Below are 24,426 nucleotides of genomic sequence, written 5' to 3'. Positions count from 1 at the left end.
CTGTTAGATTGTGCCTTAACAGCCAAACCTATACGAAGGTTAGCGGTTCCGGTTTAGAGAGCGGGGATTTGGAGCACACTAAAGTCATGGAGAAAAGGCAGGGCAGCAGGCGGCGACCCGCCAGCGCCTGCATGGGAGGGATAGTAATGGCATCCAGCGGAGATGATCTGGTCAAATACATTACGGAGAAAGTAGTCATATATATGGAGGACCCGCGCGCCGTACATGCAAGACGGAAGGCAGAGAAGCAGCCCTGGGCCGAGAAATGGTTCGGCACGCTGCCGCTCGCCTGGTCCGTCTGGCGCAGCAAATGGAGCCGCAAGGATCGGGAGTAGCCAGCCTAGCAGCGCCGCAGCTCACCCGAATTCCGAAACAGCCTTCCCTTAAAGCCGCTTGACACGGCTGAAGGGAAGGCTGTTTGGCATGTACAGCTGTATATAGGATTATCGCTGAAACCTTCAATATTAATGCGGCGCCGCGCCGAGCGCCGTTCCTCCTGATAGCGGCAGCGGCGGCTTGTGGAAGGTTCCGTACTTCTGGAGGGCCGTGAGCGGAAGGTACCGCTTCGCTCCTGGACCGGCAGCGGCGTATATAACTGCTGGTTCAGCACCCGCCTTACTTCCGGCGGAGGCCGTAAGCCAGCTCTGGCAGCCTGTAATCATGAACGGAGCACCCAAGGCATCGTTGCGTCCTGTCGACTGGAAGGCAAGGCTGCCGCGGCTTTTAAGCAAAGTATTTAAACTGCCTTCGCTGATAGTCTTCAATTCAGGAGCAGTAAGCCACATTAAATCTGCATACGGGTCATCCTGCCCGCCGCTGAGCAGAGCGGGCAGAGGAGTGCGGACTTGTTGTCCAGACCCGGTGTACACCACCAGGGCATTAGCATCAAGCTGGCCGTCCAGGATACGGTTTGCCTGGCTAAGGCTCCAAGGCAGTACCTGCAGTACTGAGGCATTGAGATACAGCGTCTTGTCCGCAAGCGTGAGCTTCCAGACCGGCAGCAGCGGAGCGTACAGCGCCGATAGTTCTATTTTACCTGAATAAGAGGAGGTAATCAGTCCTTCCTGCACCAGATACTGGCGCAGATCACTCATACTATAAGGGAGACCATAGGTACCGGCTCCGTATTCACTCAGCAGATATTTGCCCCCGTCCGCAGCAGAAATAATGAGATATCCGATCCGCTGCTCCCCGTTCATCACATTGACCAGCCAGCTGCGTGTGCCCGGCCCGAGTGGATAGACCTCAGTTCCGGCATTCTTCCATTCCTTAAACGGAGCATCCGCCGACAATTGGCTAATTGTGAGACGGGTGAAATCCTGCAAGGTTTCAGATGCGGGCGCCTGTGTCATCACAAGTCCGGGCAGCAGCTCCTGCAGGACGGCTTGTGTGACAGTGGCCCGGCTGCCTATAGACGCGAGCGCCGGAGGCGGGGAGGCGCTCGCGGCGAACAGAGTCAGCCCGAGAGTCAGACAGAGGAGCAGGCGGGTACGCCGCCCTAGCGGCCCCTTCTGCTTCGCTTTGATTTTCATGTTATCGTTCACCTTTCCTGTTCCAAAGGTTAATCGCAAGAATTACCGGGTCCGGCAAGCCGGAGCCCGGGAGGTTCTGCTTCATACTTTTAATTGTAGGGGACAAGCCTTGAAAAGGCTGTTGCTTACTGTCGCGGCAGCCTGCAGGAATTCCGCTGTTTTTTTGTTTGCTTTTAGCGAGCCGGGTCGCATTCTATGTGCTGCGCAGGTGAAACAGCCCGTACGTTACGGCAGAAACTGCAATCTGCGGCTCATACTGCCAGGTGGTCTCTTTGCGGCGGCGGTTGTATTGCTCCTCTATGCCGAGGCGTTTCTCCTCATCCTGCTCCTTCAGCAGCTCCTCATAATAGATATCCACGATGCTCAGCTCTAGACGCAGGCGTTCGCGGGCTTCCTCGGCCCAGGTGTAATCCAGCAGAGCCAGCTTCGAGGTCAGATATCCCTCCAGCCTGTCGGCTCCGGCAGTAACGGACAGCTCGGAAGGCTGGATGTGGATATTCTCCGGCAGCCTTGGCGTAAGCTCCCGCGAAGCCAGCCGGGCCTCGAAGTCCGGAACAATCAGCCCGGAGGTCAGTGACACCGCGATGAAATGCAGCTCTTCACGCTTAAGATCACAGGTCATCTCCACCTTATAGCAGACGGCAAGCCAAGGCTCGTAGGCGGCTGAGAACAGCGTGGTCCGCTGCCGGAGTCCCGGGTCCTCGAACAGCTGCAGGCATTTGCCCTCATCCCGTGCCGCTGACCAGATCTGCCGCAGGCGCTTGCTGCCGTAGGTCACATCCTCGCGGCGGATCATGCCCGGCCCGATGCGCGGCAGCTGCGGGACGATGCCGAAGTACCGGGCGAGGATGCTGTCCTCCGGATCAGCGGAGACCCCGGGCGGCACCACGCCTCCGGGTGCAGCTGCCGGTGCGGCGCCAGGCTCCGCGCCTGCCTCAGCATCCGCAGCACCCGCCGCGCCGATGCCGCCCGTCAGAGGTCCTGCCGCCGGGCGGACCGCCCCGCCGCGCGGACGGGCCGCAGGCGCAGCTGCCTGCGCGGCCAGTTCATCGTACTTCTCCGGATCGAAGACGAAGCTGAAGGACAGGGTCTCCGGATCTACGCCGGTGCGCTCCACGAATCCCCAATAATAAGGGCGGTCCGTCAGCATCCGGTCCGCGCGCGGCGAGAGCTTCACCGTCACATGCAGCGGAGAGGATTCGAGAATCGTACACTCTGTCGCTTCCAGGTAATCCATGACCTGTTTACGTACTTCCACAGGGGTCAGCATTAAGGAGCCACCTCGCTTTCATCCAGATTGGCATGGGTCAGCTCGCTGAGTGAATCGCCGATCTGATCCAGCTCGCTGCGCAGCTCCTCGTCGCTGCGGGCTTCGAGGACGATTTTATATAAGCTTTTCTCAAGCGACTCCTTCTTCTCGAAGCGTTCCAGGATAACATCCAGCCCGCCGATGACCATCTCGAACATATTGATTTTTTCGTGCAGCAGGTGAAGAATATGCTCCTCGATCGTGCCTTCGGTAGAGAGATTGTAGATAACTACATCGTTCTCCTGGCCAAGCCGGTGTACCCGGCCGATCCGCTGCTCTACGCGCATGGGGTTCCAGGGGAGGTCGAAGTTGATCATATGGTGGCAGAACTGCAGATTGATCCCTTCGCCGCCTGCTTCCGTAGCAATCATTACCTGGGCGCGCCCGCGGAAGAGGTCCATCATCCAGTCCTTTTTGCCGCGGTTCATCCCGCCGGAGTAAGTGACACACTGCAGTCCATGCTCACGGAAATATTGCAGCAGATATTCCTGGGTCGCGCGGTATTCGGTGAAGACGATGACCTTCTCATTCATTTGGCGGATCAGCTCCATCGTCTTCTCCGCTTTGGTATTCGTCTTAACAGTACGAATCGTCTGGAGCAGCCCCATCATGCGCTCACGTTTCGGTGAATCCGCCGGAAGCTTCTTGATCAGATTCACAAGCGTGACGAACACCGCATCCCGGCTGCTGCATACCTCGCGCTGGAGCGTAACCAGGGAGAGCATGCTGCTGAGATTGCCGCCCGCTTCCTGATATTGGTCTTTGACAAAGGCGGTGACGCCGTCATATAATTCTTTCTCCTCTAAAGAGAGGGTAAGCGGGATATTGCGCACTTTGCGCTTCGTGAAGTTCACGGGACCCTCGCCGCGGCGGTTGCGGATCATCACCTTGGAGAGCTCGCCCCTCAGCTGGACTTCGTTCTTAGGCTGGCGTTTATCGACCACGAAATTGGTGGCAAAATCCCCCTGATTCCCGAGCTGTCCCGGCTTCAGTAATGTGATCAGATTGAACAGCTCGCCGAGATCATTCTGCACGGGAGTGGCGGTGAGCAGCAGGCAGTACTTTTTGCGCAGCTGCTGTACGAACAGATAGTTTGTTGATTTCTTATTCTTCAGCTTATGGGCCTCGTCGATAATCAGCATGTCGAATTCCTGGCTCAGCAGCATCTCCTTGTGCGGATCACGCTTCGCCGTATCCATGGAGGCGACAACAATGTCGTTGCCCCAGGAGTAAGCTTTCTTCTGTGCCACGGCTGAAATACCGAATTTACTGTTCAGCTCGCGCACCCACTGCAGGACCAGAGACGCAGGGACAAGGATCAGAACTTTACTTACGAGCCCGCGCACCAGATATTCCTTGAGGATCAGTCCGGCTTCTATCGTCTTGCCTAGCCCTACTTCGTCTGCCAGAATGGCCCGGCCTGACATTTCAAACAGCACCTTATGGGCGGTATCCAGCTGGTGGGGGAGCGGGGATAACCCGGACAGATGCTTCAGACACTGCAGCTCATCGAAGCTCGTAACGAGTCCCGATTGCTCTCCTTGTATGGCCAGCCGGGATAATCTCCAGTCTCCCCAGGGTCCGCCTTTATCGAGCTTCGACTCCAGGTCCTGCAGCCAGTTACGCTCAAAGGACAGAGGAACAGGCAGCAGCGGGGCAGGCGTACTTCCCCCTTGCGGCAAGGAATTGCGGAATAATTGCGTCATGTTGCAGCCTCCTCCGGCGCGGTTTCATATCGAAATGCGTAGCAGTAGTATGCGCGTAAAAGAGAGATTTCATAACCTGCTATCCTCCGGCTGCTGCCGTGGAGTAATATTGCGGAGCCTTGCAGCGGTACTGCTGCTGGTGCTGCGGCGGCTTCCGCGGATCTTGAATATCCGTGGCGGAATCTGTCTTCCGGGCCCGGAAGCTTATCAATCTGGAACCTGTAAAAAAGCGAGAAAGAGGGAGAAAATCCACTATCTTTTACCGTTTTTCCGAAATTCCCGCCATGGGCCGCTTTTTTGGAAAAAGAACTCTGATACAATATGTGGTATAGTTGAAAAGCTGATGTATACAATATATTGTTACAAAAGCTTGAAAATTTGATTATTCGCGGGTTTTTGCGGTTATTTGTTATTGACAAGAGGAACTTCCGCTGTACATGCAGGCTGCGGCTACCCTGCCGCTGGAAGTTCTTGTTGTGGGTTACAAAAAGTCTAAGCCCACACCAAGGAACGGAAGTATTACCTATCAATCATCCGGGAGGTTTTTCTATTGAGTACAGTGGAACGCAAGCAGCGTCTTGAGGGGCTGAGTGAGAAAATATTTTTGGACCGTTATGCCTGGAAGGACGCGGACAGCAATAATGCCAAGGTAGGCGATGTGGTGCTTGTCCTGACGAAGGATGATCCGAAATTTCCAACCAAGGAGGTTGGCGAGATTGTTGAGCGCACCGGCCGGATTGTTACGGTGAAGACCCGCAGCGGTGAACTCGTGCAATCGGATGTGGAGAAGCTGACACTGAATATTGAGAAGACCCCGGAGGAAATGTGGGACCGTCTTGCGGCAGCCATGGCTTCCGTAGAGCAGACTCCCGAGCTTCAGGAAGAGTGGACAGGCAAGTTCCGCTCTATTCTTGATGACTGGAAGCTGGTACCGGGCGGTCGGATTGCGGCAGGTGCCGGAGCAAGCGAGGAGCTTACGCTGTTCAACTGTTATGTTGTTCCTTCCCCGAAAGACAGCCGCGGGGGCATCATGCAGACGCTCTCCGAAATGACCGAGATTATGGCCCGCGGCGGCGGTGTAGGTATTAACTTATCCTCGCTGCGCCCGCGCCGCGCGATTGTAAGAGGCGTGAACGGATCATCCAGCGGCTCAGTGTCCTGGGGCGGTCTTTTCAGCTATACGACCGGACTGATTGAGCAAGGCGGAAGCCGCCGCGGCGCGCTGATGCTGATGATTAATGACTGGCATCCGGATGTGGTGGACTTCATTACCGTGAAGCAGACGATGGGTCAGGTAACCAATGCCAACCTGTCGGTATGCGTGAGCAATGCCTTCATGAAAGCCGTCAAGGAGGATCTGGACTGGGAGCTGGTCTTCCCGGATACCACCGATCCGGATTACGATACAATCTGGGACGGCGATCTGGATAAATGGAAAGCAGACGGCCGCCGCGTCATTCCTTACCGTACCGTAAGAGCACGCGATGTGTGGCATACGATTATCGAATCGGCCTGGAAGTCGGCTGAGCCGGGTGTAGTGTTCATGGAATATTACAACCAGATGTCCAACAGCTGGTATTTCAACCCGATCATCTGCACCAATCCATGCGGTGAGCAGGGTCTGCCGGGCTGGGGCGTGTGCAATCTGTCGGCCGTCAACCTCTCCAAGTTCTACGATGCGGAGAATCACGACGTGGACTGGGCAGATCTGGCGACAACGACCCGCTATTCCGTGCGTTTCCTGGACAATGTCATCGACAAGACACCGTATCATTTCCCGGAAAATGAAGCCAATCAGAAGCTCGAACGCCGCGTAGGACTCGGCACAATGGGATTGGCTGAGCTGATGATCAAGCTGAATATCCGTTACGGCAGCCCGGAATCCCTGGAGTTCCTGGACAAGCTCTACGGCTTCATGGCGCGCGAAGCTTATCTGGCTTCTGCTGAGATCGCTGGCGAGAAGGGTTCTTTCCAGGCTTTTGATACCGATAAATATCTGCAAAGCGGCTTCATGCGTAATATCACCGAGGTCTATCCTGAAGTCGGCGAATCCATCCGTAAGCATGGCATGCGAAATGTTACGGTAATTACCCAGGCCCCTACAGGTAGTACTGGTACCATGGTCGGCACTTCGACCGGTATCGAGCCTTATTTCGCATTCAAATATTACCGCCAGAGCCGTCTGGGCTATGACGAGCAGTTCGTGCCGATTGCCCAGGAATGGCTGGAAGCCCATCCGGGTGAAGAGCTCCCTGAATACTTCGTTACTTCGATGGATCTGTCCGCTAAGGATCATATCCGTGCACAGGCTGCCATTCAGCGCTGGGTGGACAGCTCGATCTCCAAAACGGCGAACTGCCCGTCCGACTTCACCGTTGAAGAGACTGCCGAGCTGTACGAAATGGCCTTCGACCTGGGCTGCAAAGGTGTAACGATCTACCGTGACGGCAGCCGTGACGTACAGGTACTGGAAACGACGAAGAAGGAAGAAAAGAAAGACGCTCCGGCGGCAGTTGAGACTGCTGAAGCTGAGCCAGCGGCAGCTGAAGCTGCTCCGGCTCCAGTCACAGTAGCAGCAGCGCCTGCACCGCAGCCTGCGCCTAATGTAGTGGACAAACAATACAAGAAACGCCCGCAGGTTCTGCGCGGCGCTACCTATAAGATCAACACGCCATTCGGTATGGCGTATATCACCATCAACGATCTCGACCGCACGCCGGCCGAAATCTTCCTGAACGTCGGCAAAGCCGGCTCCGACGTCTTCGCCATGGCGGAAGCTCTGGGCCGCGTCTGCTCGCTGTTCCTGCGTTACGGGGATCACGGCGAGAAGGTCGAGCTGCTGATTAAGCATCTCAAAGGCATCGGCGGCTCCGGCGCCATCGGCTTCGGTGCGAACCGCGTCGAGTCCATCGCCGACGCTGTAGCCAAGGCGCTGGAGACCCATGTGCTGAACAACGCCCATGACGATCACGTGCCTGCACCTATCGCAGCTACACTGGAGCTTGATTTCAATGAAGCGCTGAACGCCGAGCTGAAATCAAGTGTTCCAGCTGCGGCTACTGATGATGGGCACGGGGGCCATGGTGCGCATAGCCATGCGACTGCTTCGCGGGATCTCTGCCCTTCCTGCGGAAGTGCATCGCTGATTAATATTGAGGGATGTAAGACTTGCGGGAATTGCGGGTATAGCCGGTGTGGGTGAGTAGATTATTGGCATGATGATAAGAACGACTCATTAAAATGAATGCTTTCGCATCGATTCTGCCAAGTGCTTTAAACTAGAGAAATATTTTAAAAAATTCCCGGTGAGGCAATTCCCTCATCGGGAATTTTTGTGTGGAGCAGCTTTCTCGAAATACTAATAGTGGTTGTGAGTAGCTTTAGTCTCACATCAAAAAAGCACCGCTTCTTATTAGAAACGATGCTTTGATCTGCTAGATTTTATTTATTGAATCAATTACTAATTTTAGTGATTTTTTGGGCGGTTACTTGTGCCGGATAAGAATCATCACTTGCAGTATAGGTTATTTCAAGCTCATCCCCTTGTTTGAATTTAGAGGGAGAAACTTTACTCACCCAAATGATCTTAGCGTATTCACTAGAATTGAGAAGTTCTTTGTAACTCTTCTTCAAATCCTCTTCTTTTAAGCCAGATATAACTAGCAGTCTTTTATTTTCTATATCTATTGTGTGTACAGTTCCAATAAATACTTCAGCATCCTTATTACAAGAAGTAAGCAAGAACAAACAAATGAAAATTAAGATAGGAATTTTATTAAGGATAGTATTTTTAAAGATAGTGTTTTTTTGGACCATTGATTTCTCCTTTTAATTTATGACATTTGATGAGGGATATATACTGGATTTCTGTTAACATCAGAATGTTCAGAAGCAAATGCTGCAAATAAATGAAGAATTAGAAATAGCGCAATGATTCTAGTAACTGATCGTTGAAGACTCCTAACCTTTGGTATATAATGAGTAAAATAGCAATTATATAATTTCTTTTCTAATATGTTGATTATAACAAGTTCGGGCATTCATTCATCGGAAGGTCCGCCTGTCTCTAATCTTTTACTATTGGGGGATATTATGAGCTGGTACGTATTATTCGTTCGAAACGGCTGCGAAGACCGTGTGAAGTCATCTCTGCAGCGGCTATTTTCCGGAGAGTTGCTCCGCTGCGTCGTTCCCAAGAAGCAAATTTCGGAAAGAAGAGCCGGTCAATATGATTTAATTGAAAGACTGTTATTTCCGGGCTATGTGTTCATCCAGACTCAAATGAATTACTCTACCTATTATATCCTTCAGAAGAACCCCCATGTCTACCGGTTATTAAACTACTGCAGCCGCAAGGATCTTATCTATAAGCACCAAGCTATGAATGATTTGGAGAACTCTGAGGAGCAGTATTTTAAGCAAATACCGGAAGATGAGATTAGTCCTATATTGGGGCTGCTCGATCATGACGATGTGGCGGAGAATTCTAGGGTGTATTTTGAGAACTCCCGTATGAACGTCGTGTCGGGCCCCTTAACTGGAAAAGAGGAGCTCGTCACCAAAGTTGACAAACGCAAAAGGCGCGCGAAGGTCAGTCTTCAGTTGTTGGGCGGTGGGAGAACGATCGATTTAGGAATTATCCTTTTGGAGCCGGAAACGAATCTTGTACAGGAATAACTTTAGCTAATGAAACCGGAAGCTGTATAACCGATGTTTCGGCACGTTATATGGCAACCGATGGACATAGGATAGAAATGGTAGTGCCTTCCGGAAGGAAGCATGAAAGGGCGAAGCTGTCGACATTATGAATTCCAAATTTCAATACATATATGTAAAGACTAGACACACCTGTGTCCGGTCTTTTTATTTTGTCCGGGAAAGGGGAATGCGGCAGTATCGTTCCGGCAGTGAACCCAAGGGGGCCCTGCCAAAGGAAAGGAGGCGAGCAGCTCTGTCACCATAAGTATGATTTGGAAGCGTAAGGCGTTACGGATGGGGCTCGTCATGCGCTGCTGCCCGACCGGGCTCTAGCGGAATGAATACGGCTATATGTCTTAGCAGATAGGAAGAAACTTAAAGCAGAGAGGGCGAGGAATAGAATGCCTGTCGGAATTGAAGCGTTGAATATCTATGGAGGCTCCGCCTTTCTGGACGTGCTGCAGCTGGCCAAGCATCGCGGATTGGATACAACCCGGTTCGACAATTTGATGATGAAAGAGAAGGCTGTCGCGCTGCCGTTCGAAGATCCGGTCACATTCGGCGTGAATGCGGCGAAGCCGCTAGTTGATGCGTTGCGGCCGGAAGCAAAGGATCGGATTGAGCTGCTTATCACCTGTACGGAATCAGGCATCGACTTCGGCAAGTCGATTAGCACCTATATACATCATTATTTGGGTCTGAACCGGAACTGCCGGTTATTCGAGATCAAGCAGGCCTGTTACTCAGGCATCGCGGGCCTGCAGACGGCCATCAGCTTCGTGCTGTCTCAAGCATCACCGGGTGCGAAGGCGCTCGTTGTCGCGACGGATATCTCCCGCTTCATGACTGTGGAGCCGGGGGAGGTGCTGACGGCTGATTGGTCGTTCGCCGAACCGAGCGCCGGGGCCGGCGCTGTTGCTGTGCTGGTCAGCTCCCGTCCGTATGTATTTCAGATCGACGTAGGGGCGAGCGGATATTACGGCTATGAAGTGATGGACAGCTGCCGCCCGGTTCCCGACAGCGAAGCCGGCGATGCCGACTTATCCTTGATGTCTTATCTGGACTGCTGCGAGCAGACATTCCGGGAGTACAAAAAAAGGGTGCCGGAAGCCGATTACAGGGAGACCTTTCAATATCTCGCTTTCCATACCCCTTTCGGGGGAATGGTGAAGGGCGCCCACCGGTCGATGATGCGGAAGCTGGCCCAGGCGAAGCCGCCTGAAATTGAAGCGGACTTCCAAAGGCGGGTCAGGCCCGGTATGGTGTACTGCCAGCGGGTAGGCAATATTATGGGCGCGACGGCCTTGCTCTCGCTGGCGAGTACGATCGATCATGCAATTCTCGATACGCCGGGCCGAATCGGCTGCTTCTCTTACGGCTCCGGCTGCTGCTCCGAATTTTTTAGCGGAGTTGCTTCAGCTAAGGGGCAGGAGCTTCAGCGCGGTTTCATGATCGGCCAACAGCTCGATGAGCGTTATCCGCTATCGATTGACGAATATGAATCGTTGTTCCAGCCTGCGAACGCGCTTCGGTTCGGCACGCGCAATCTGAAGATTGATCCGGAAGTACTGCCCGGCGCACTGAAGTCTGTAAGCGGGAGTGCACGCCTCGTTCTGGAGGAAATCCGGGAATATCACCGGGAATACAGGTGGACCTCATGAACTATGACACGATTAAGGTCCGGGTTGAGGGGCAGGTCTGTTATCTTCAGCTGTACCGTCCGGAAGCCGGCAATACGATAAACGACCGGTTGGTCGAAGAATGCTCACACGCCCTGGCGCAATGTGAGGAAAGTGCGTCGGTCATTGTACTGGAAGGCATGGACGGTATTTTCTGCACGGGTGCTGACTTCAAGGGTATACATGCCAAGCTGACAGCGGGGGAGCCGCTGGACAATCGTCCGGAGCCTTTGTATGCCCTGTGGCAGAAGCTGGCGACAGGTCCATTCATTACGATTGCCCATGTCAGAGGCAAAGCGAACGCCGGAGGGGTAGGCTTCGCAGCCGCTTGCGATATCGTGCTGGCAGACGAGAAGGCGGAGTTCAGCTTGTCCGAGCTTCTGTTCGGGCTTTTTCCTGCTTGCGTATTACCGTTTCTCATTCGGCGGACGGGTTTTCAGAAGGCACATTACATGACCCTTACAACGAAGCCGATTCCGGTACAGGAAGCGCATGCGTGGGGGATTGTGGACGGGTACGGCCCGGACAGCGAAATGCTGCTCCGCAGGCATTTACTCCGGCTCAAGAAGCTGCCGAAACCCGCGATTGCGCATTACAAAACCTATATGAACGAGCTGCGCGGGATATTGACGACATCCAAACCGTTAGCTTTGGCGGCTAACGAGAAGATTTTCGCGGACCCCCGGAATCTGGAGAAGATTTACCGCTATGTGGAGAAGGGACAATTTCCTTGGGAGGACGAATAATCTATGCTGACGATTTTGAACGATTATAGCAATGGCTATGTAGCCATTCCCGTCATTGCAGCATGCAGCAAGCAGGGACTTTTCGCGGAGCTGTCCTTGACGGACCCGGTTTCTTTTCAGGAGCTTTCCGGGAAACTGAACGCCAACAAGGGTTTTTTACGCATCGCGCTGAACATGCTTGAATCGATGCATTGGGTGGAGAGAAGCGAAGGGGATGCTTATATCCGCACGGCTTCGGCCGATGTTCATGAACAGATGCGGGAGGAAGGCGTGCCGCTGTTGTCTTTTCCGATGAAATCATATTTAAAAAGAAACCCATCCAAGCTCACACTGGAGCATTGGATCGAACGGTCGGAGCGGCAGTGGGATATGCAGAACCCGGTCATGGCCCGGTTTATGGACGGCTTGCTGGTGATTCCGCTCCTCCTGGCACTGAAAGAAAACGGCCAGCTAAGCTACGGGCAAGACGGAAGCAACACGCTGCTGCTGAAGAACATGGGGGCGCGCACCCGTAAGGAGATTAAGCGTTACTTTTCACATCACGGCTGGCTGGCGCAAGTTAAGGAAGAGGATTGCCTGACTGATACGGGCCGCTTTATGGTGGACCGTATTTTCATTACCGCGGCGATGGCCGCCTACCGGCCGATGCTCATGAGTATGGACGAGATTCTGTTCGGGGATTCCAGGGCAGTCTTCGGACATGACGGGGAAGGGCATGAGCTGCATATCGACCGGACGTTGAATGTCGTGGGCAGCGGATTTCAGCATGAGAAATATTTCTCCGATATGGAGGAAATCGTCCTGGCGATATTCAACCGTGAGCCGCTCGCGGAGCAGCCTAAATATATCGCCGACATGGGATGCGGGGACGGCTCCCTGCTGAAGAAGATGCATGCCATCATCCGGGATAAAACGGTCCGGGGCCGGCATTTGCAGGAATATCCGCTTAAGCTGATCGGCATCGATTATAACGGGAAGGCGCTGGACGCGACAAGCCTGACCCTGCAGGGGACGGAGCATCTGGTGCTCAAGGGCAATATTGGCGATCCGGCCCAGGTGATCCGGGATTTGAGGGAGCTGGGGATCGGGGACCCGGAGCATATTCTGCATGTCCGTTCGTTTCTCGATCATGACCGCCCCTACCTGCCGCCGGCAGATCAGGTGTCGGCCGCTGCCCGCTCGCGGGTCCGTTTCGACCAGCCGTATACCGATTCGGAAGGGAATGAAATTCCGGGAACCGACGTGTTTCAAAGCCTGGTGGAGCATCTGGAACGCTGGGCATCCGTCATGGGTAAGGACGGTATAATCATCCTGGAGGTACACGGCCTGGAGACGCGGACTGTACGCGATTATATAAGCAAATGCGAAAGCTTGCATTTCGATGCTTACCACGCTTTCTCCCAGCAGCTTCTAGTAGGTGCAGAGCAGTTTCTAATGGCCGCATCCGAGGCGGGCTTGTTTCCGGATTCAAATTATTTCCGCAAATATCCAAAGACGATGCCCTTTGGCCGTATTACCTTGAACCGGTTCGAACGGAGAGACTATAGAATCCGGTATGCCCGTCTGGACGATATGCCGGCTCTAGAGGAGCTGGAGGAGGCATGCTGGGAGCCGGATCTACGGACGCCGCCCTCCTCTATCCGGCGCAGATGGGAGCAGGACCCGGCGGGTCAGCTTGTCCTTGAAGTGGATGGAAGAATAGCCGGAGCGGTATACTCCCAGAGAATTGGAGCATCCGGGCAGCTGAGGCAGGCTTCCTTCGGCCGGTTGGAAGAGCTGCAAGAGGAGAATGGACCGGTAGTCCAGCTGCTTGGACTGAACATTCTGCCCGGGATGCAGCACCGGAATTTGGGGGACCAGCTGCTGGAATTTATGCTGCTGCGATGCAGCCTGATTAGCGGAGTACATACCGTAGCAGGCATTACCCGGTGCAAGAATTACTCGCGGAATTCCGGGGTCCCGCTGGAGGATTATATCCGGCTGCGCAACGAGCATGGCAGCCCGGCGGACCCGAATTTAAGATTTCATGAATGGCATGGGGCGGAGATCAAGCAATTGATACCGGGCTACCGGCCGCTCGATACCGCGAACGAGGGTCAAGGCGTCTGGATCGAATACGATTTGCAGCACCGGCATCAGAAGCTTAAGTATGCAGCATCGCCTTCGCCTGAAGAAGTGAAAGCGTTACCCGCAGTGCAGATGCCGCAGCCGGCCAGAAATGTCCCATCCCGAAACGGCTTGATCCGCGACTACGTGACGAAGGTTATCGGTCTCGTCCTGGGGGGCGGTCAAGAATTCTCCATGGACCAGCCTTTGATGGAGATGGGACTGGATTCGGCGGATCTGCTGGAGCTGAACGAACGGATCAGCCACGAGTTTTCTGTCCGATTGGAGCCGGCCTTTTTCTTTCAATATAATACGCCGCAGCTCATCGTTGCTTACTTGGAGGATCAGGCTGCCCCTCAGGAGCCGCAAGCCGAAGAGGAGGTTGCCGCTGTGAAGTCCGTTGATGCTCCGGATTGCACGGATAGCGGGAACCTGCGTCAAGCTGCTGCCAGGATTGGCGAAGCGGCACCGGATAACGGTATCGCTATCGTTGCCGCCGCCTGCCGGTTTCCCGGAGGCGTGTCCAATCTGGATGAACTGTGGGAGCTGCTGCAGGAAGGAAGAAACGCCGTCGGGCGTATGCCGGACGGCAGATGGGAGTGGCCGGATTCCGTCGATACGGCTCAATCCCATAGGGGGATCGATAGGGGCGGTTTTTTGGACGATATTTCGGGCTTCGATCCTTCGTTTTTCCGGATCTCCCCGAAGGAAGCCGAATGGATTGACCCGCAGCAGCGTCTGCTGCTTGAGCTTGCCTGGGAATGCTTCGAACACGCAGGTTATCCGGCCAAGGAGCTGGCCGGTAGCGATACGGGTGTGTTTATCGGGGCCAGCGGCTCTGATTATCAGAGGCTGCTGGATAAGCACGAGGTTTACTACGGTCCCGGCGCTTCTATGGCGGCCCTGCCGAACCGCCTTTCGTATTATTTTAATCTGCATGGTCCGAGTCTGTTGATCGATACGGCCTGCTCCAGCTCGCTTGTAGCCATACATGAGGCCGTACGTTCCATGACTGATGGAGAATGCGGGCAGGCGCTTGTGGGCGGCATCCATCTGATGTGCCACCCGGCCAACAGCATCACCTATTACCAGGCGGGGATGCTGTCGAAGGACGGCGCCTGCCGCACGTTTGATGCCGAAGCGAACGGATACGTGCGCGGGGAAGGAGCCGGCATGGTGCTGCTGAAGCCGCTTGATCAAGCGCTGCGGGATCAGGATACCATCCTTGCCGTTATCAAAGGCACGGCTGTTAACCATGGAGGCCAGGCCAGCGGACTTACGGTTCCGAATCCGGCCAAGCAGGCCGATCTGGTAGCCGCCGCTCTTCTTAAGGCTGGCTTTGCTCCCGAAACGGTCGGCTATATCGAAGCGCACGGAACGGGCACTTCGCTCGGTGATCCGGTGGAGATCGGCGGCTTGAAGGAGGCGTTCACCAGGCTGTCCGGCGGTAAAACGGAGGATTCCCCGCAGCCTTACTGCGGTTTAGGCTCGATTAAGACGAATATCGGACATCTCGAGGGAGCTGCGGGGATCGCCGGGCTGCTTAAGCTTGTGGTCAGCATGCGGAACCGGAGTATTCCGGCTTCACTGCATTTTCATGTGCTGAATCCGCATTGCTCGCTGGACCAGTCCCCCTTCTTCGTTGCCTCGGAGCAGCAGTCCTGGCCTTTGCCGGATGGTCATCCGCTGCGCAGGGGAGGCGTCAGCAGCTTCGGGTCCGGAGGTACGAATGCCCATGTGCTGGTGGAAGAAGCGCCGGAGCGGAAGATTCTGTCCCCGCTGGACCGTTCACACGAACTGCTGTGCATCTCCGCTAAATCGGAGCAAGCGTTACAGAACCGGGCGAGAGATTTACTGCTATGGCTAGAACGGAATGGAGGATCGTACCGGATCGCCGAAGTATGCGCCGCATTGCTGAACGGCAGGGAGCATTTCGCAGGGGCACGGGCCGCCTTCGTCGTTCAGAGCGGGGAAGTCATGAAGGATAAGCTTGAGGCGCTGCTTGAAGGACGCGATTCGGGCGGGTATTTCAGTGCCGGGCACCTTGGTGTGAATGGGAAATTCCGCCGTCAACCGCTCTTCGAAGAGCTGGGACAGGGCATTATCAGGGAAATAGAAACGGTACGGGGCGCGGCCCTGGAGAACGGCCTTCATGCGTTGGCGGAGCTGTACGCGGCAGGCTACGATCTTGATTGGCAGGCGATGTACGCCGGCGTTCCCGTTCCCCGGATTGGACTGCCGACCTACCCGTTCCAGCGGGAGCGGTATTGGATTGGTGACAGAAGGGGCAAAGTGGCCTCGGAGCAGCCGAAAGCGCCGGACACTGCGCCGGTTGGGTACGAGTCCGGTTCATACCCGGCGGTCTCCGCTCCGGCCTCGGCAAAGCCGCATGTAGAGCCGCAGACGGCTTCAACGGCTGACGCCCGCACGCAGGAAGTTTCGGAGCTGCGGGGGATAACAGCGTTGCGGCCGGTAACCGAATACGGGTCTAAGAGCACCGTACAAGCGGCAGACCGTTCCAGACCGTTCATCTCGCTCAAGCCTTCCTCCGAATTGCTGCCCCCTACTGCCGGAGCGTCCAGCAGCAGGGAACCGCAGCGCAGGCCGGACCTGTGCGAAGCCGGTAACGAGCACGCGTTACAGGAAGAACTGGCACTTAGCTTGGCTGAGGCGCTCTACATGAAGCGCAGCGAAATCGACCCGCGTGGGAAGTTTGTTGATTTCGGGCTGGATTCCATTATCGGGGTCGAATGGATTCAGACCCTTAACAAACGGTACGGCACGAAAATTCCGGCAACGAAAGTGTATGAGTATCCGACACTACGGGATTTTTCCGGGTATTTGGTCCAGCTGATATCCCCATCATCCGAGGGGCGTATTGCTGATCTGCCGAAGGAAGAAGCGGTCCTTCACCCGCCGGTGTCCGCCCCATCCGCAGGGCCGTCGGTTCTGCTGAAGCAGCTGGCTTTAAGCTTGGCGGAAGCTTTGTATATGAAGCCTGAAGAGATTGATCCTTCCCGGAAATTTGTTGATTTGGGGCTGGATTCGGTCATCGGCGTGGAATGGATTCAGACGGTTAACCGCCTGTTCGGTACAGCAATAACGGCAACCCAAATCTACGCCTATCCGACACTGTATGATTTTGCGGAATACGTACAGGAAACGCAGGCAGAAAAGGAAGGTCCGCCTAACGCGGGCACGGCTGAGGCCGAGCTGTCGGTCGACGAGATATTGGAAAAGGTATACACGGGGACGCTCGACAGCGGCCAAGCCGGTCATTACTTGCAGCAGCTTCGCTATACGGAAGCTTCAAAATAAACGATGGGAGTGCGATACGATGGTCTCGGTTGGAATCGAAGCGATGAATGTGTACGGCGGGTCAGCCAGCCTGGATGTTCTCGAGCTGGCCAAATTCCGCAGCCTGGACACCTCCCGGTTCGAGAATTTGCTGGTGAAGGAAAAAACGGTGGCGATGCCCTACGAGGATGCAGTTACGTTCGGCGTCAACGCCGCCAAACCGCTCCTCGATGATATGACACCGGAGGAGATCGGGCGGATAGAGCTGCTTGTGACTTGCACGGAATCGGGCATCGATTTCGGCAAATCGCTCAGCACCTACATCCATCATTATTTGGGCTTAAGCCGGAACTGCCGGCTATTCGAAATCAAACAGGCCTGTTATTCCGGTACAGCAGGATTCCAGATGGCCGTCAATTTCGTATTGTCGCAAACCTCGCCCGGAGCCAAGGCGCTGGTGATCGCGACGGACATCTCCGGTTCTCGGCAGCTGACGCTGCCGAGGCCGAAGGGGCGGACTGGTCGTTCGCTGAACCGAGCGGAGGCTCCGGTGCAGCAGCGGTGCTGGTCGGCGAGAATCCGGCTGTATTCGAAGCCGATATCGGAGCGAACGGTTATTACGGATATGAAGTGATGGATACCTGCCGCCCCGTTCCGGATACGGAGGCGGGCGATGTGGATCTATCCTTGCTCTCCTACCTGGATTGCTGCCAGCAAACGTTCCATGAATACAAAAAGCGGGTAATCGGTGCGGATTACCGGAGTACGTTCCAATATCTGGCCAGCCATACGCCATTCGGCGGAATGGTCAAAGGTGCCCACCGCACCATGATGCGAAAGGAAGCAAAGGCGGGGCAGGCTGAAATCGAGGAGGATTTCCTCCGGCGTGTTATGCCGGGAATCAGTTATTGCCAGCGGGTAGGCAATATTATGGGGGCGACCCTGTTTCTGTCTCTCGCCGGCACCATCGACCAGGGCAGCTTCGAGACGCCGGGGCGAATCGGCTGTTTCTCTTACGGCTCGGGATGCTGCTCCGAGTTTTATAGCGGTGTCGTGACGGCGGAAGGCCAGCGGCGGCAGCGGCGTTTCGGCATCGAACGGGCGCTGGGCGAACGTTATCCGCTGTCAATGGCGGAATACGATGAGCTATTGCGGGATACGCAGGCGATCAAATTCGGAACCCGTAATGCGAAACCCCATTCACAGCTGATCCCGGAGGCTTGGCAGGCACTGCGGGGCAAAGGCCGGCTGGAGCTTGTGCAGGTCCGGGATTATCACCGTGAATACAGCTGGGGGGTCTGATGGCAATGTTCTCTTCGGTCGTTCGGCTGGATGAAGCGGAAGCAGGCATTTTCCAAATTACGATGGAGGATCGTGCTAACCGGAATATGTTCTCCGGAGAGCTGATCACCGGGCTGCGGTCGGCCTTTGCGGAGATCGATGCCAATTCGGACGGCAAAGCGGTCATTCTGACCGGATACGACAGCTACTTCGCCTCCGGCGGTACCCGTGAGTCACTGCTAAGCCTTCATGAAGGCCGCGCCCGGTTCACCGATCTCGATGTGTATAGCCTGGCCTTAAATTGCAAAATCCCGGTGATATCCGCCATGCAGGGTCACGGAATTGGCGGCGGATTCGTGCTCGGGTTATTTTCAGATATAGTCATTCTTAGTTTGGAAAGCGTATACAATACCAATTTTATGAAATACGGCTTTACGCCCGGCTTCGGCTCCACGCTGATCGTACCCCGTAAGCTGGGCATGAGCCTGGCGCAGGAAATGCTCCTCAGCGCAGGCAGCTATCGGGGCGCGGAGCTGCAGAGAAGAGGTATTCCGTTCCCTGTACTGCCAAGGAATGAAGTGCTGGAGCATGCGTACAGCGTGGCCAGACAGTTAGCGGAGAAACCAAGAATATCCTTAACAACGCTCAAAGACCATTTGACCGCTTCTTTGCGCAGGGAGCTTCCGGAAGTTGTGCAGCAGGAGCTTGACATGCACACCAAGACGTTCTTTCAGGATGAAGTGCGGGACCGGATTATGAACTTGTTCGGGAATTGAATTTATGGCAAAAGAGGGAATGCCGATGAATGCGGAACATATATTGCAGGCGCTGATGCGAAAGGAAATCCGGCCGGATGAAGCCAAGGCGCTTCTGGCATCCGGCAAAGGACAGACAGCCGCAGCCGAATCGTATACGAACATAGACGGGCGGCGGAATAAGCCTGCGGACCGGACGGTTGCCGGCCGGGAAGCCATCGCGATTGTCGGAATGTCCGGCAAATATCCGGAGGCTGACGATTTGCCGCAGTATTGGGACAATTTGTCGGCGGGAAGGAATTCCGTCAAGGAGATTCCCCCGTCGCGCTGGAATACGGGCAACTACTACAATCCGCATCCTCAAAAAGGAAAAATATATGCCAAATGGCTGGGAATGCTCGAAGACTTTGCGGATTTCGATCCGCTCTTTTTTCATATATCGCCGACGGAAGCGGAATGGATGGATCCGCAGCACCGGTTGTTTTTGCAGGAAGGGTACAAGGCGTTTGAAGACGCCGGATATAGCCCGCAGCGGCTGGACGGCATGAAGTGCGGTCTATATCTCGGCATCATGAGCAGCGAATACGGCGCGCTGTGCAGAGAGAGGGGAAAGGCGGACATGTCTTCCGGCTTTGGCTTTGCCCATACGACAGGAAGCAGCTACGCCATAGCTGCCGCCCGCTTGGCCTATTACCTGAACCTGAAGGGGCCGGCGATTCCGATTGATACGGCTTGCTCCTCCTCGCTTGTTGCTGTTCATTTGGCCTGCCAGGCGTTATTGAACCGGGAAACCGATATGGCACTGGCCGGCGGCGTGAGCTTATATTTGACCCCGGAAACGTACGTTTCGATGTGCGATGCGGGCATGCTCTCACCTGACGGGCAGTGCAAAGCCTTCGATAACAGTGCCAACGGGTTCGTACCCGGCGAAGGAGTCGGCGCCATCGTCCTGAAACGGCTGGGAGACGCAGAGGCGGACGGTGACTCCATTCATGGTGTCATTCTCGGATCGGGCATCAACCAGGACGGGAGAACGAACGGCATCACCGCGCCGAGCTTGAGCAGCCAAATGGAGCTTGTGCGGGATATCTATGAGAAATACGGCATTGATCCGGAGAGCATCGGTTATGTGGAGATGCACGGAACCGGCACCAAGCTGGGCGATCCGATCGAGCTTGAGGCAATATCGGCCGTATTTAAGGGACGAACGAACCGTAAAGGCTATTGCGCTATCGGCTCCGTGAAAAGCAATATTGGCCATACATCCGGGGCAGCCGGCATCGCCGGCATCCAGAAGGCCGTGCTGCTTATGCGTCACAAGAAGCTCGTCCCGACGCTGCACTACCGGGTGCCGAATGAGCATTATTCCTGCGAAGATTCGCCGTTCTATGTGAATACGGAGACGAAGGACTGGGAGAGCCGCGAAGGTGCGCCGCGCCGCACGGCGGTCAGTTCGTTTGGCTTCAGCGGAACCAATGCCCATCTTGTCCTTGAGGAATATACCGACAAGAGACCTTCCGCCGGGACGGGCGTTCAGCCGTTGTTCGTGCTGTCTGCCAAAAGCGGTGAGCAGCTGGCGGACTACGCCCGAAGCCTGGCTGTTGTGGTCGCTTCCCGGGAGCAGATCGATTTGGCCGATGTTGCCTATACGCTGCAGACTGGCCGTGATGCAATGGACGTACGGCTTGCTTTTCAGGCGGATTCCAGAAAAGCGGTTATTGATGCATTGAACAGTTACCTGTCTGCTGGCGGGGGAGACGATATGATTACAGGCTGCGCACTCACCGACCGGCGCCTGCTGGAGCAGGAGCTGACACCCCTGATGAACCGCTGTATCCGGCAAAAGAAGGCAAAGCCGGCGCTTGAGCTGTGGGTGCAAGGGGCGGCGGCGGACTGGGACGCATGGTATGGGGACCGCAAGCCCCGGCGGATCAGCCTGCCGACGTATCCGTTCCTGAAGGAACGGTACTGGCTGCCTACTGTACAAGGTGCCGGGGACATCGCGGCGGCGGAACAGCACCGGCAGGAGGCGGAGCGTAATGGCGAAGACGAGCCTGCCGGGCGCAGTCTGCGGATGCTGAGGAAGGAATGGGAGCCTTGCCCTCTCCGGGCAGAGCCGGGCAGCAACCGCGGAACGGTCGCCATTCTGGCGTCGGAGGAGACGAAGCCGTTAGCGCTGCTGCTGTCGCATAAGCTTGCTCCGGCCCGGATCATCTGCCCCGAGCAGCTGTGCGGCGAGCTGGACAAGCCCGCACCGGAGCAAGCGGCCTATTCGGGTCTCATTGATTTAATCGGCTGCGGGAAGCAGCGGAGCGGTGAGGCGGAAGACTGGATAACCTGGCTTCAGCGGCTGGTCGAATTCGGGAGCCGGGACGGTCTGACGCTGATCTGCGTAACCCGGGGGCTGGAGGCGGAGAATGGCCCGGCCAATCTGCCGGGTGCTGTGCGGGCCGGCTTGTACCGGATGCTGCAGAGCGAATACAGTCATCTTCGTTCAAGGCATGTCGACTTCGGGCCGGATTGCGGTGAGCCTTTTATGGCGGAGACGATTGCCGCCGAGCTGCTGGCGGATAGTGAGGAGGCCGAGGTGCGCTACCTAAGCGGGACGCGGTACCGCGCCTGCTTGGGTGAGCTGCCTATGGATAGCGGAGAAGCTACGCCCGTCTCGTTTCCGGAAGGGCAAACGCTGTGGATTACCGGGGGTACCCGCGGCATAGGGGCGCTCTGTGCGAAGCACTTCGTCAACCGCCGGGGTGTTAGGCGGCTGGTGCTGACGGGGCGGGAAGCATTTCCGCCCCGTCAGCAGTGGGAGGCATATGAGGCGGACGCAGACAGCGCGATCGGGCGGAAAATCCGGGCCGTAAAAGAGCTCGAGGCACTGGGGGCCGAGGTGAAAGTGCTGTCCCTTGATCTGACCGATGAGGAGGCGGTACGCCGCTGCTTCGATGAAGTCAGAGCCGCCTGGGGCCGGATCGGCGGCGTGCTTCATTGCGCCGGGATCGTCGATCAGGAGACGCCGGCGTTTATCCGGAAATCAGGCAGCGGCATCCGGGAGGTGCTGGCTCCAAAAACAGCGGGGCTGGATGTATTGCTCCGCTGCATGAAAAGCGAGCCGCTGCAGTTCTTCATGCTGTTCTCGTCCGTGTCGTCCATTGTGCCGGCGCTTGCATCCGGACAGAGTGATTATGCAATGGCGAATGCTTATATGGATTACGCGGCACAGGCATGGCGCGGGGAAATCCCGGTTGTCAGCGTCCAGTGGCCCAATTGGAAGGAAACGGGCATAGGCGAAGTGAAGAGCCGGATCTATCGGCAAAGTGGTCTGCTGTCGCATACGAATGACGAAGGCTTAAGGCTGCTGGATCGTATTCTAGCCCGGGGCCTTGGACCGGTCGTGCTGCCGGCCGTCATCGATCCGCAGCGCTGGAAGCCGGAACAGCTGCTGCTGCGCAGCCTGGGGAGCGGGCAGGGGGAACCGCAGTCTCAGCCTGTGCGGCAGGGGACGGCCCATAATAACGGACAAGACGGGAGAGAAGGCCTTCTGTATTCCGCGTCGGCACTCTTGACCGGCATCTTTGCGAAGGAACTGAAGCTTGCACAGTCGCGGCTTGATCCCGATACGCCGTTCACCGAATACGGCGTCGATTCCATAATGCTTGCCCAGGTGCTGCGGACCGTACGGCAGTCGGCCGGCATTGATCTGGACCCGTCGGTACTATATGAATATCCGACTATCCGCCTGCTGTCGGAATGGCTGGCGGATAAACACGGCGCATCGTTCTCCCTGGGGGCAGCAACGAATCCGGAAGAAGAAGCTTCGGATAAGGACAAGGGTATTCTCGGAGCGACGCTAAACGGCCGGGAGAAGCAGCCGGTTCAACCGACTCTCGCACCAAAGGCAGACCCCGTTCCTGCCACGGCAGTGAGGACAGGAACGGGGCCGGCCGATATCGCGGTCATCGGCCTGTCCTGCCGTTTCCCGGGAGCGGAGACACCGGACGGCTACTGGCGGCTATTGTCAGAAGGAAGGTCGGCGATCCGAACGGTAACCCGGGATAACTGGACGGGTGGAGCAGCTGATTATGCAGGGCTGCTTGACTGTTCGCGCACGATGCCTGCCTCACATTTCCGCCTGTCCGAGGAAGACGCGAACGCGATGGACCCTCAAGCGCTGCTGCTGCTCGAGGAGAGCCTGAAGGCATGGCATCATGCAGGCTATGTGCCGGAAGAGATCAAGGAGCGCAGCATAGGAGTCTATATCGGCGCGCGGAGCCGGCACGAGCCGGACGAAGCCAGCCTGCTCCAGGCCCGGAATCCGATTCTGGCGGTCGGAACGAACTATTTGGCGGCTAACATTTCGCAATATTTTGACCTTCGGGGTCCGAGTGTGGTCTTGGATACGGCCTGCTCGTCGGCGCTCGTCGGCTTGAACGTGGCGGTACAGGCACTGCTTGCCGGCGAGATCGAATGCGCGCTTGTCGGCGGTGTCAGTCTGCTCGTATCCGATAAATCGCACCGGCTGTTCCGGCAGCGCGGCATCCTGAGTCCTGAGCCGCAATTCCATATCTTCGACGGGAAAGCGAGTGGCGTGGTGCTGTCGGAAGGAGCAGGAATCGTACTGCTTAAGCCTGTAGCGCAAGCGCTGATAGACGGAGACCGGATTTATGCGGTCATTAAGGGCGTTGCCGTGAACAATGACGGACGGACGGCGGGACCGGCCGCGCCGAATTATACGGCGCAGACAGAAGTGATGCGCCAGGCACTGGCCCGGAGCGGCAAGCAGCCGGAGGAGATCGGCTACATCGAAGCGAACGGGTCAGGATCGGAGGTGAACGATCTGCTGGAGCTGAAGGCGACCCAAGCCGTGTACCGCAAGGCAGGCGGACCGCCTCTTTGCATCGGGTCTGCCAAGCCCAACATTGGACATCCGCTGTGTGCAGAAGGCATCGCCGGCTTGATTAAGCTTGTCTTGATGCTGGACCGCCGGGGGTATGTTCCGTTCCTGTCCGGCCATACGCCGATGAAGCATTTCGATATCGGCGCTTCGCCTTTTTATTTCAGCAGGGAGCATCAGGAGTGGACGGGTCCCCGTACCGCAGCGCTGAACTGTTTTGCGGATGGAGGCACGAACGCGCATATCATCCTCGAAGGCTGGGAGGAGCTTCGCGGGCCGGATGCGCTCCGCCGTCCGCTGCCGCTGCCGGCTATGGAGCCGGATGGAGGGCCGGGCGGTATCACTGGGCTTGAGGGGACTGACGATTCGCAGCCGGGTGAAGCGGAGAGCGAACCGATCATCTGGGAATCGTACGCCTAAAGG

At 56.1% G+C, this 24,426-nt stretch carries 12 protein-coding genes and 1 pseudogene; 9 read left to right on the top strand and 4 right to left on the bottom strand.

Going from position 1 to position 24,426, the window contains the following annotated elements:
* Positions 1-146 precede the first annotated feature (146 nt).
* Positions 147-335: a YqzE family protein gene (locus NSU14_RS18905; protein WP_042135853.1), complete on the top strand. Its 189-nt coding sequence runs from the start codon at positions 147-149 to the stop codon at positions 333-335.
* 129 nt (positions 336-464) lie between these two features.
* Here NSU14_RS18905 and NSU14_RS18900 read toward each other — a convergent pair whose 3' ends face one another.
* From NSU14_RS18900 to NSU14_RS18890, 3 genes are all read right to left on the bottom strand, one after another.
* Positions 465-1,532 (bottom strand): hypothetical protein, encoded by a 1,068-nt coding sequence (locus tag NSU14_RS18900; RefSeq protein WP_340946773.1) that lies wholly within the window; start codon positions 1,530-1,532, stop codon positions 465-467.
* Positions 1,533-1,725: 193 nt separating this feature from the next.
* Entirely contained in the window at positions 1,726-2,802 is a 1,077-nt protein-coding gene (locus NSU14_RS18895) for a YqhG family protein (protein WP_042135856.1), read from the bottom strand.
* Positions 2,802-4,547 (bottom strand): DEAD/DEAH box helicase, encoded by a 1,746-nt coding sequence (locus NSU14_RS18890; RefSeq protein WP_042135858.1) that lies wholly within the window; start codon positions 4,545-4,547, stop codon positions 2,802-2,804. Before NSU14_RS18890 ends, NSU14_RS18895 begins: the two co-directional genes overlap by 1 nt.
* A 550-nt stretch (positions 4,548-5,097) precedes the next feature.
* Here NSU14_RS18890 and NSU14_RS18885 point away from each other — a divergent pair.
* The gene (locus NSU14_RS18885) at positions 5,098-7,749 is read left to right on the top strand and encodes an adenosylcobalamin-dependent ribonucleoside-diphosphate reductase (RefSeq protein ID WP_042135860.1); all 2,652 of its coding nucleotides are present in this window, start codon (positions 5,098-5,100) and stop codon (positions 7,747-7,749) included.
* 251 nt (positions 7,750-8,000) lie between these two features.
* Here the strand turns inward: NSU14_RS18885 and NSU14_RS18880 are convergent, their stop codons facing one another.
* A complete protein-coding gene (locus NSU14_RS18880) occupies positions 8,001-8,363 on the bottom strand; it encodes a DUF3221 domain-containing protein (RefSeq protein WP_340841233.1) in 363 nt (120 codons plus the stop codon).
* 276 nt (positions 8,364-8,639) lie between these two features.
* Between NSU14_RS18880 and loaP the strand changes: the two genes are divergently transcribed.
* The 7 genes and pseudogenes from loaP (at position 8,640) to NSU14_RS18845 (ending at position 24,423) form a co-directional block, all read left to right on the top strand.
* Positions 8,640-9,224: an antiterminator LoaP gene (gene loaP / locus NSU14_RS18875; RefSeq protein ID WP_340946768.1), complete on the top strand. Its 585-nt coding sequence runs from the start codon at positions 8,640-8,642 to the stop codon at positions 9,222-9,224.
* A gap of 422 nt (positions 9,225-9,646) precedes the next feature.
* Positions 9,647-10,906: a hydroxymethylglutaryl-CoA synthase family protein gene (locus NSU14_RS18870; RefSeq protein WP_340946766.1), complete on the top strand. Its 1,260-nt coding sequence runs from the start codon at positions 9,647-9,649 to the stop codon at positions 10,904-10,906.
* Positions 10,903-11,670 carry an enoyl-CoA hydratase/isomerase gene (locus NSU14_RS18865; protein WP_340946763.1) on the top strand — a complete coding sequence of 256 codons (768 nt, stop codon included), beginning with the start codon at positions 10,903-10,905 and terminating at the stop codon, positions 11,668-11,670. Before NSU14_RS18870 ends, NSU14_RS18865 begins: the two co-directional genes overlap by 4 nt.
* A gap of 3 nt (positions 11,671-11,673) precedes the next feature.
* Positions 11,674-17,094, top strand: a complete 5,421-nt coding sequence (locus NSU14_RS18860; RefSeq protein ID WP_340946762.1) for an AprA-related methyltransferase — start codon at positions 11,674-11,676, stop codon at positions 17,092-17,094.
* A gap of 19 nt (positions 17,095-17,113) precedes the next feature.
* A pseudogene (locus tag NSU14_RS18855) lies at positions 17,114-18,375 on the top strand (hydroxymethylglutaryl-CoA synthase family protein).
* Between the two features lie 5 nt (positions 18,376-18,380).
* Positions 18,381-19,130, top strand: coding sequence for a polyketide synthase (locus NSU14_RS18850; RefSeq protein ID WP_340948965.1), 750 nt, complete (start codon positions 18,381-18,383; stop codon positions 19,128-19,130).
* A gap of 25 nt (positions 19,131-19,155) precedes the next feature.
* Positions 19,156-24,423, top strand: a complete 5,268-nt coding sequence (locus NSU14_RS18845) for a type I polyketide synthase (RefSeq protein WP_340946760.1) — start codon at positions 19,156-19,158, stop codon at positions 24,421-24,423.
* Positions 24,424-24,426: the final 3 nt, after the last annotated feature.

It is taken from the genome of Paenibacillus sp. FSL R10-2771 (genome assembly GCF_038000205.1).
Classification (GTDB): domain Bacteria; phylum Bacillota; class Bacilli; order Paenibacillales; family Paenibacillaceae; genus Paenibacillus_AQ; species Paenibacillus_AQ phytohabitans.
Note: the sequence above shows the minus strand (reverse complement) of the source record. Positions and strands in the feature narration are given on the sequence as shown.

Excerpts from the sequence above, each read along its gene's own strand:
- NSU14_RS18895 (WP_042135856.1), bottom strand. The coding sequence starts at position 2,802 with ATGCTGACCCCTGTGGAAGTACGTAAACAGGTCATGGATTACCTGGAA.
- NSU14_RS18870 (WP_340946766.1), top strand. The coding sequence starts at position 9,647 with ATGCCTGTCGGAATTGAAGCGTTGAATATCTATGGAGGCTCCGCCTTT.
- NSU14_RS18880 (WP_340841233.1), bottom strand. The coding sequence starts at position 8,363 with ATGGTCCAAAAAAACACTATCTTTAAAAATACTATCCTTAATAAAATT.
- NSU14_RS18865 (WP_340946763.1), top strand. The coding sequence starts at position 10,903 with ATGAACTATGACACGATTAAGGTCCGGGTTGAGGGGCAGGTCTGTTAT.
- NSU14_RS18900 (WP_340946773.1), bottom strand. The coding sequence starts at position 1,532 with ATGAAAATCAAAGCGAAGCAGAAGGGGCCGCTAGGGCGGCGTACCCGC.
- NSU14_RS18905 (WP_042135853.1), top strand. The coding sequence starts at position 147 with ATGGCATCCAGCGGAGATGATCTGGTCAAATACATTACGGAGAAAGTA.
- NSU14_RS18890 (WP_042135858.1), bottom strand. The coding sequence starts at position 4,547 with ATGACGCAATTATTCCGCAATTCCTTGCCGCAAGGGGGAAGTACGCCT.
- NSU14_RS18860 (WP_340946762.1), top strand. The coding sequence starts at position 11,674 with ATGCTGACGATTTTGAACGATTATAGCAATGGCTATGTAGCCATTCCC.
- NSU14_RS18845 (WP_340946760.1), top strand. The coding sequence starts at position 19,156 with ATGAATGCGGAACATATATTGCAGGCGCTGATGCGAAAGGAAATCCGG.
- NSU14_RS18850 (WP_340948965.1), top strand. The coding sequence starts at position 18,381 with ATGTTCTCTTCGGTCGTTCGGCTGGATGAAGCGGAAGCAGGCATTTTC.
- loaP (WP_340946768.1), top strand. The coding sequence starts at position 8,640 with ATGAGCTGGTACGTATTATTCGTTCGAAACGGCTGCGAAGACCGTGTG.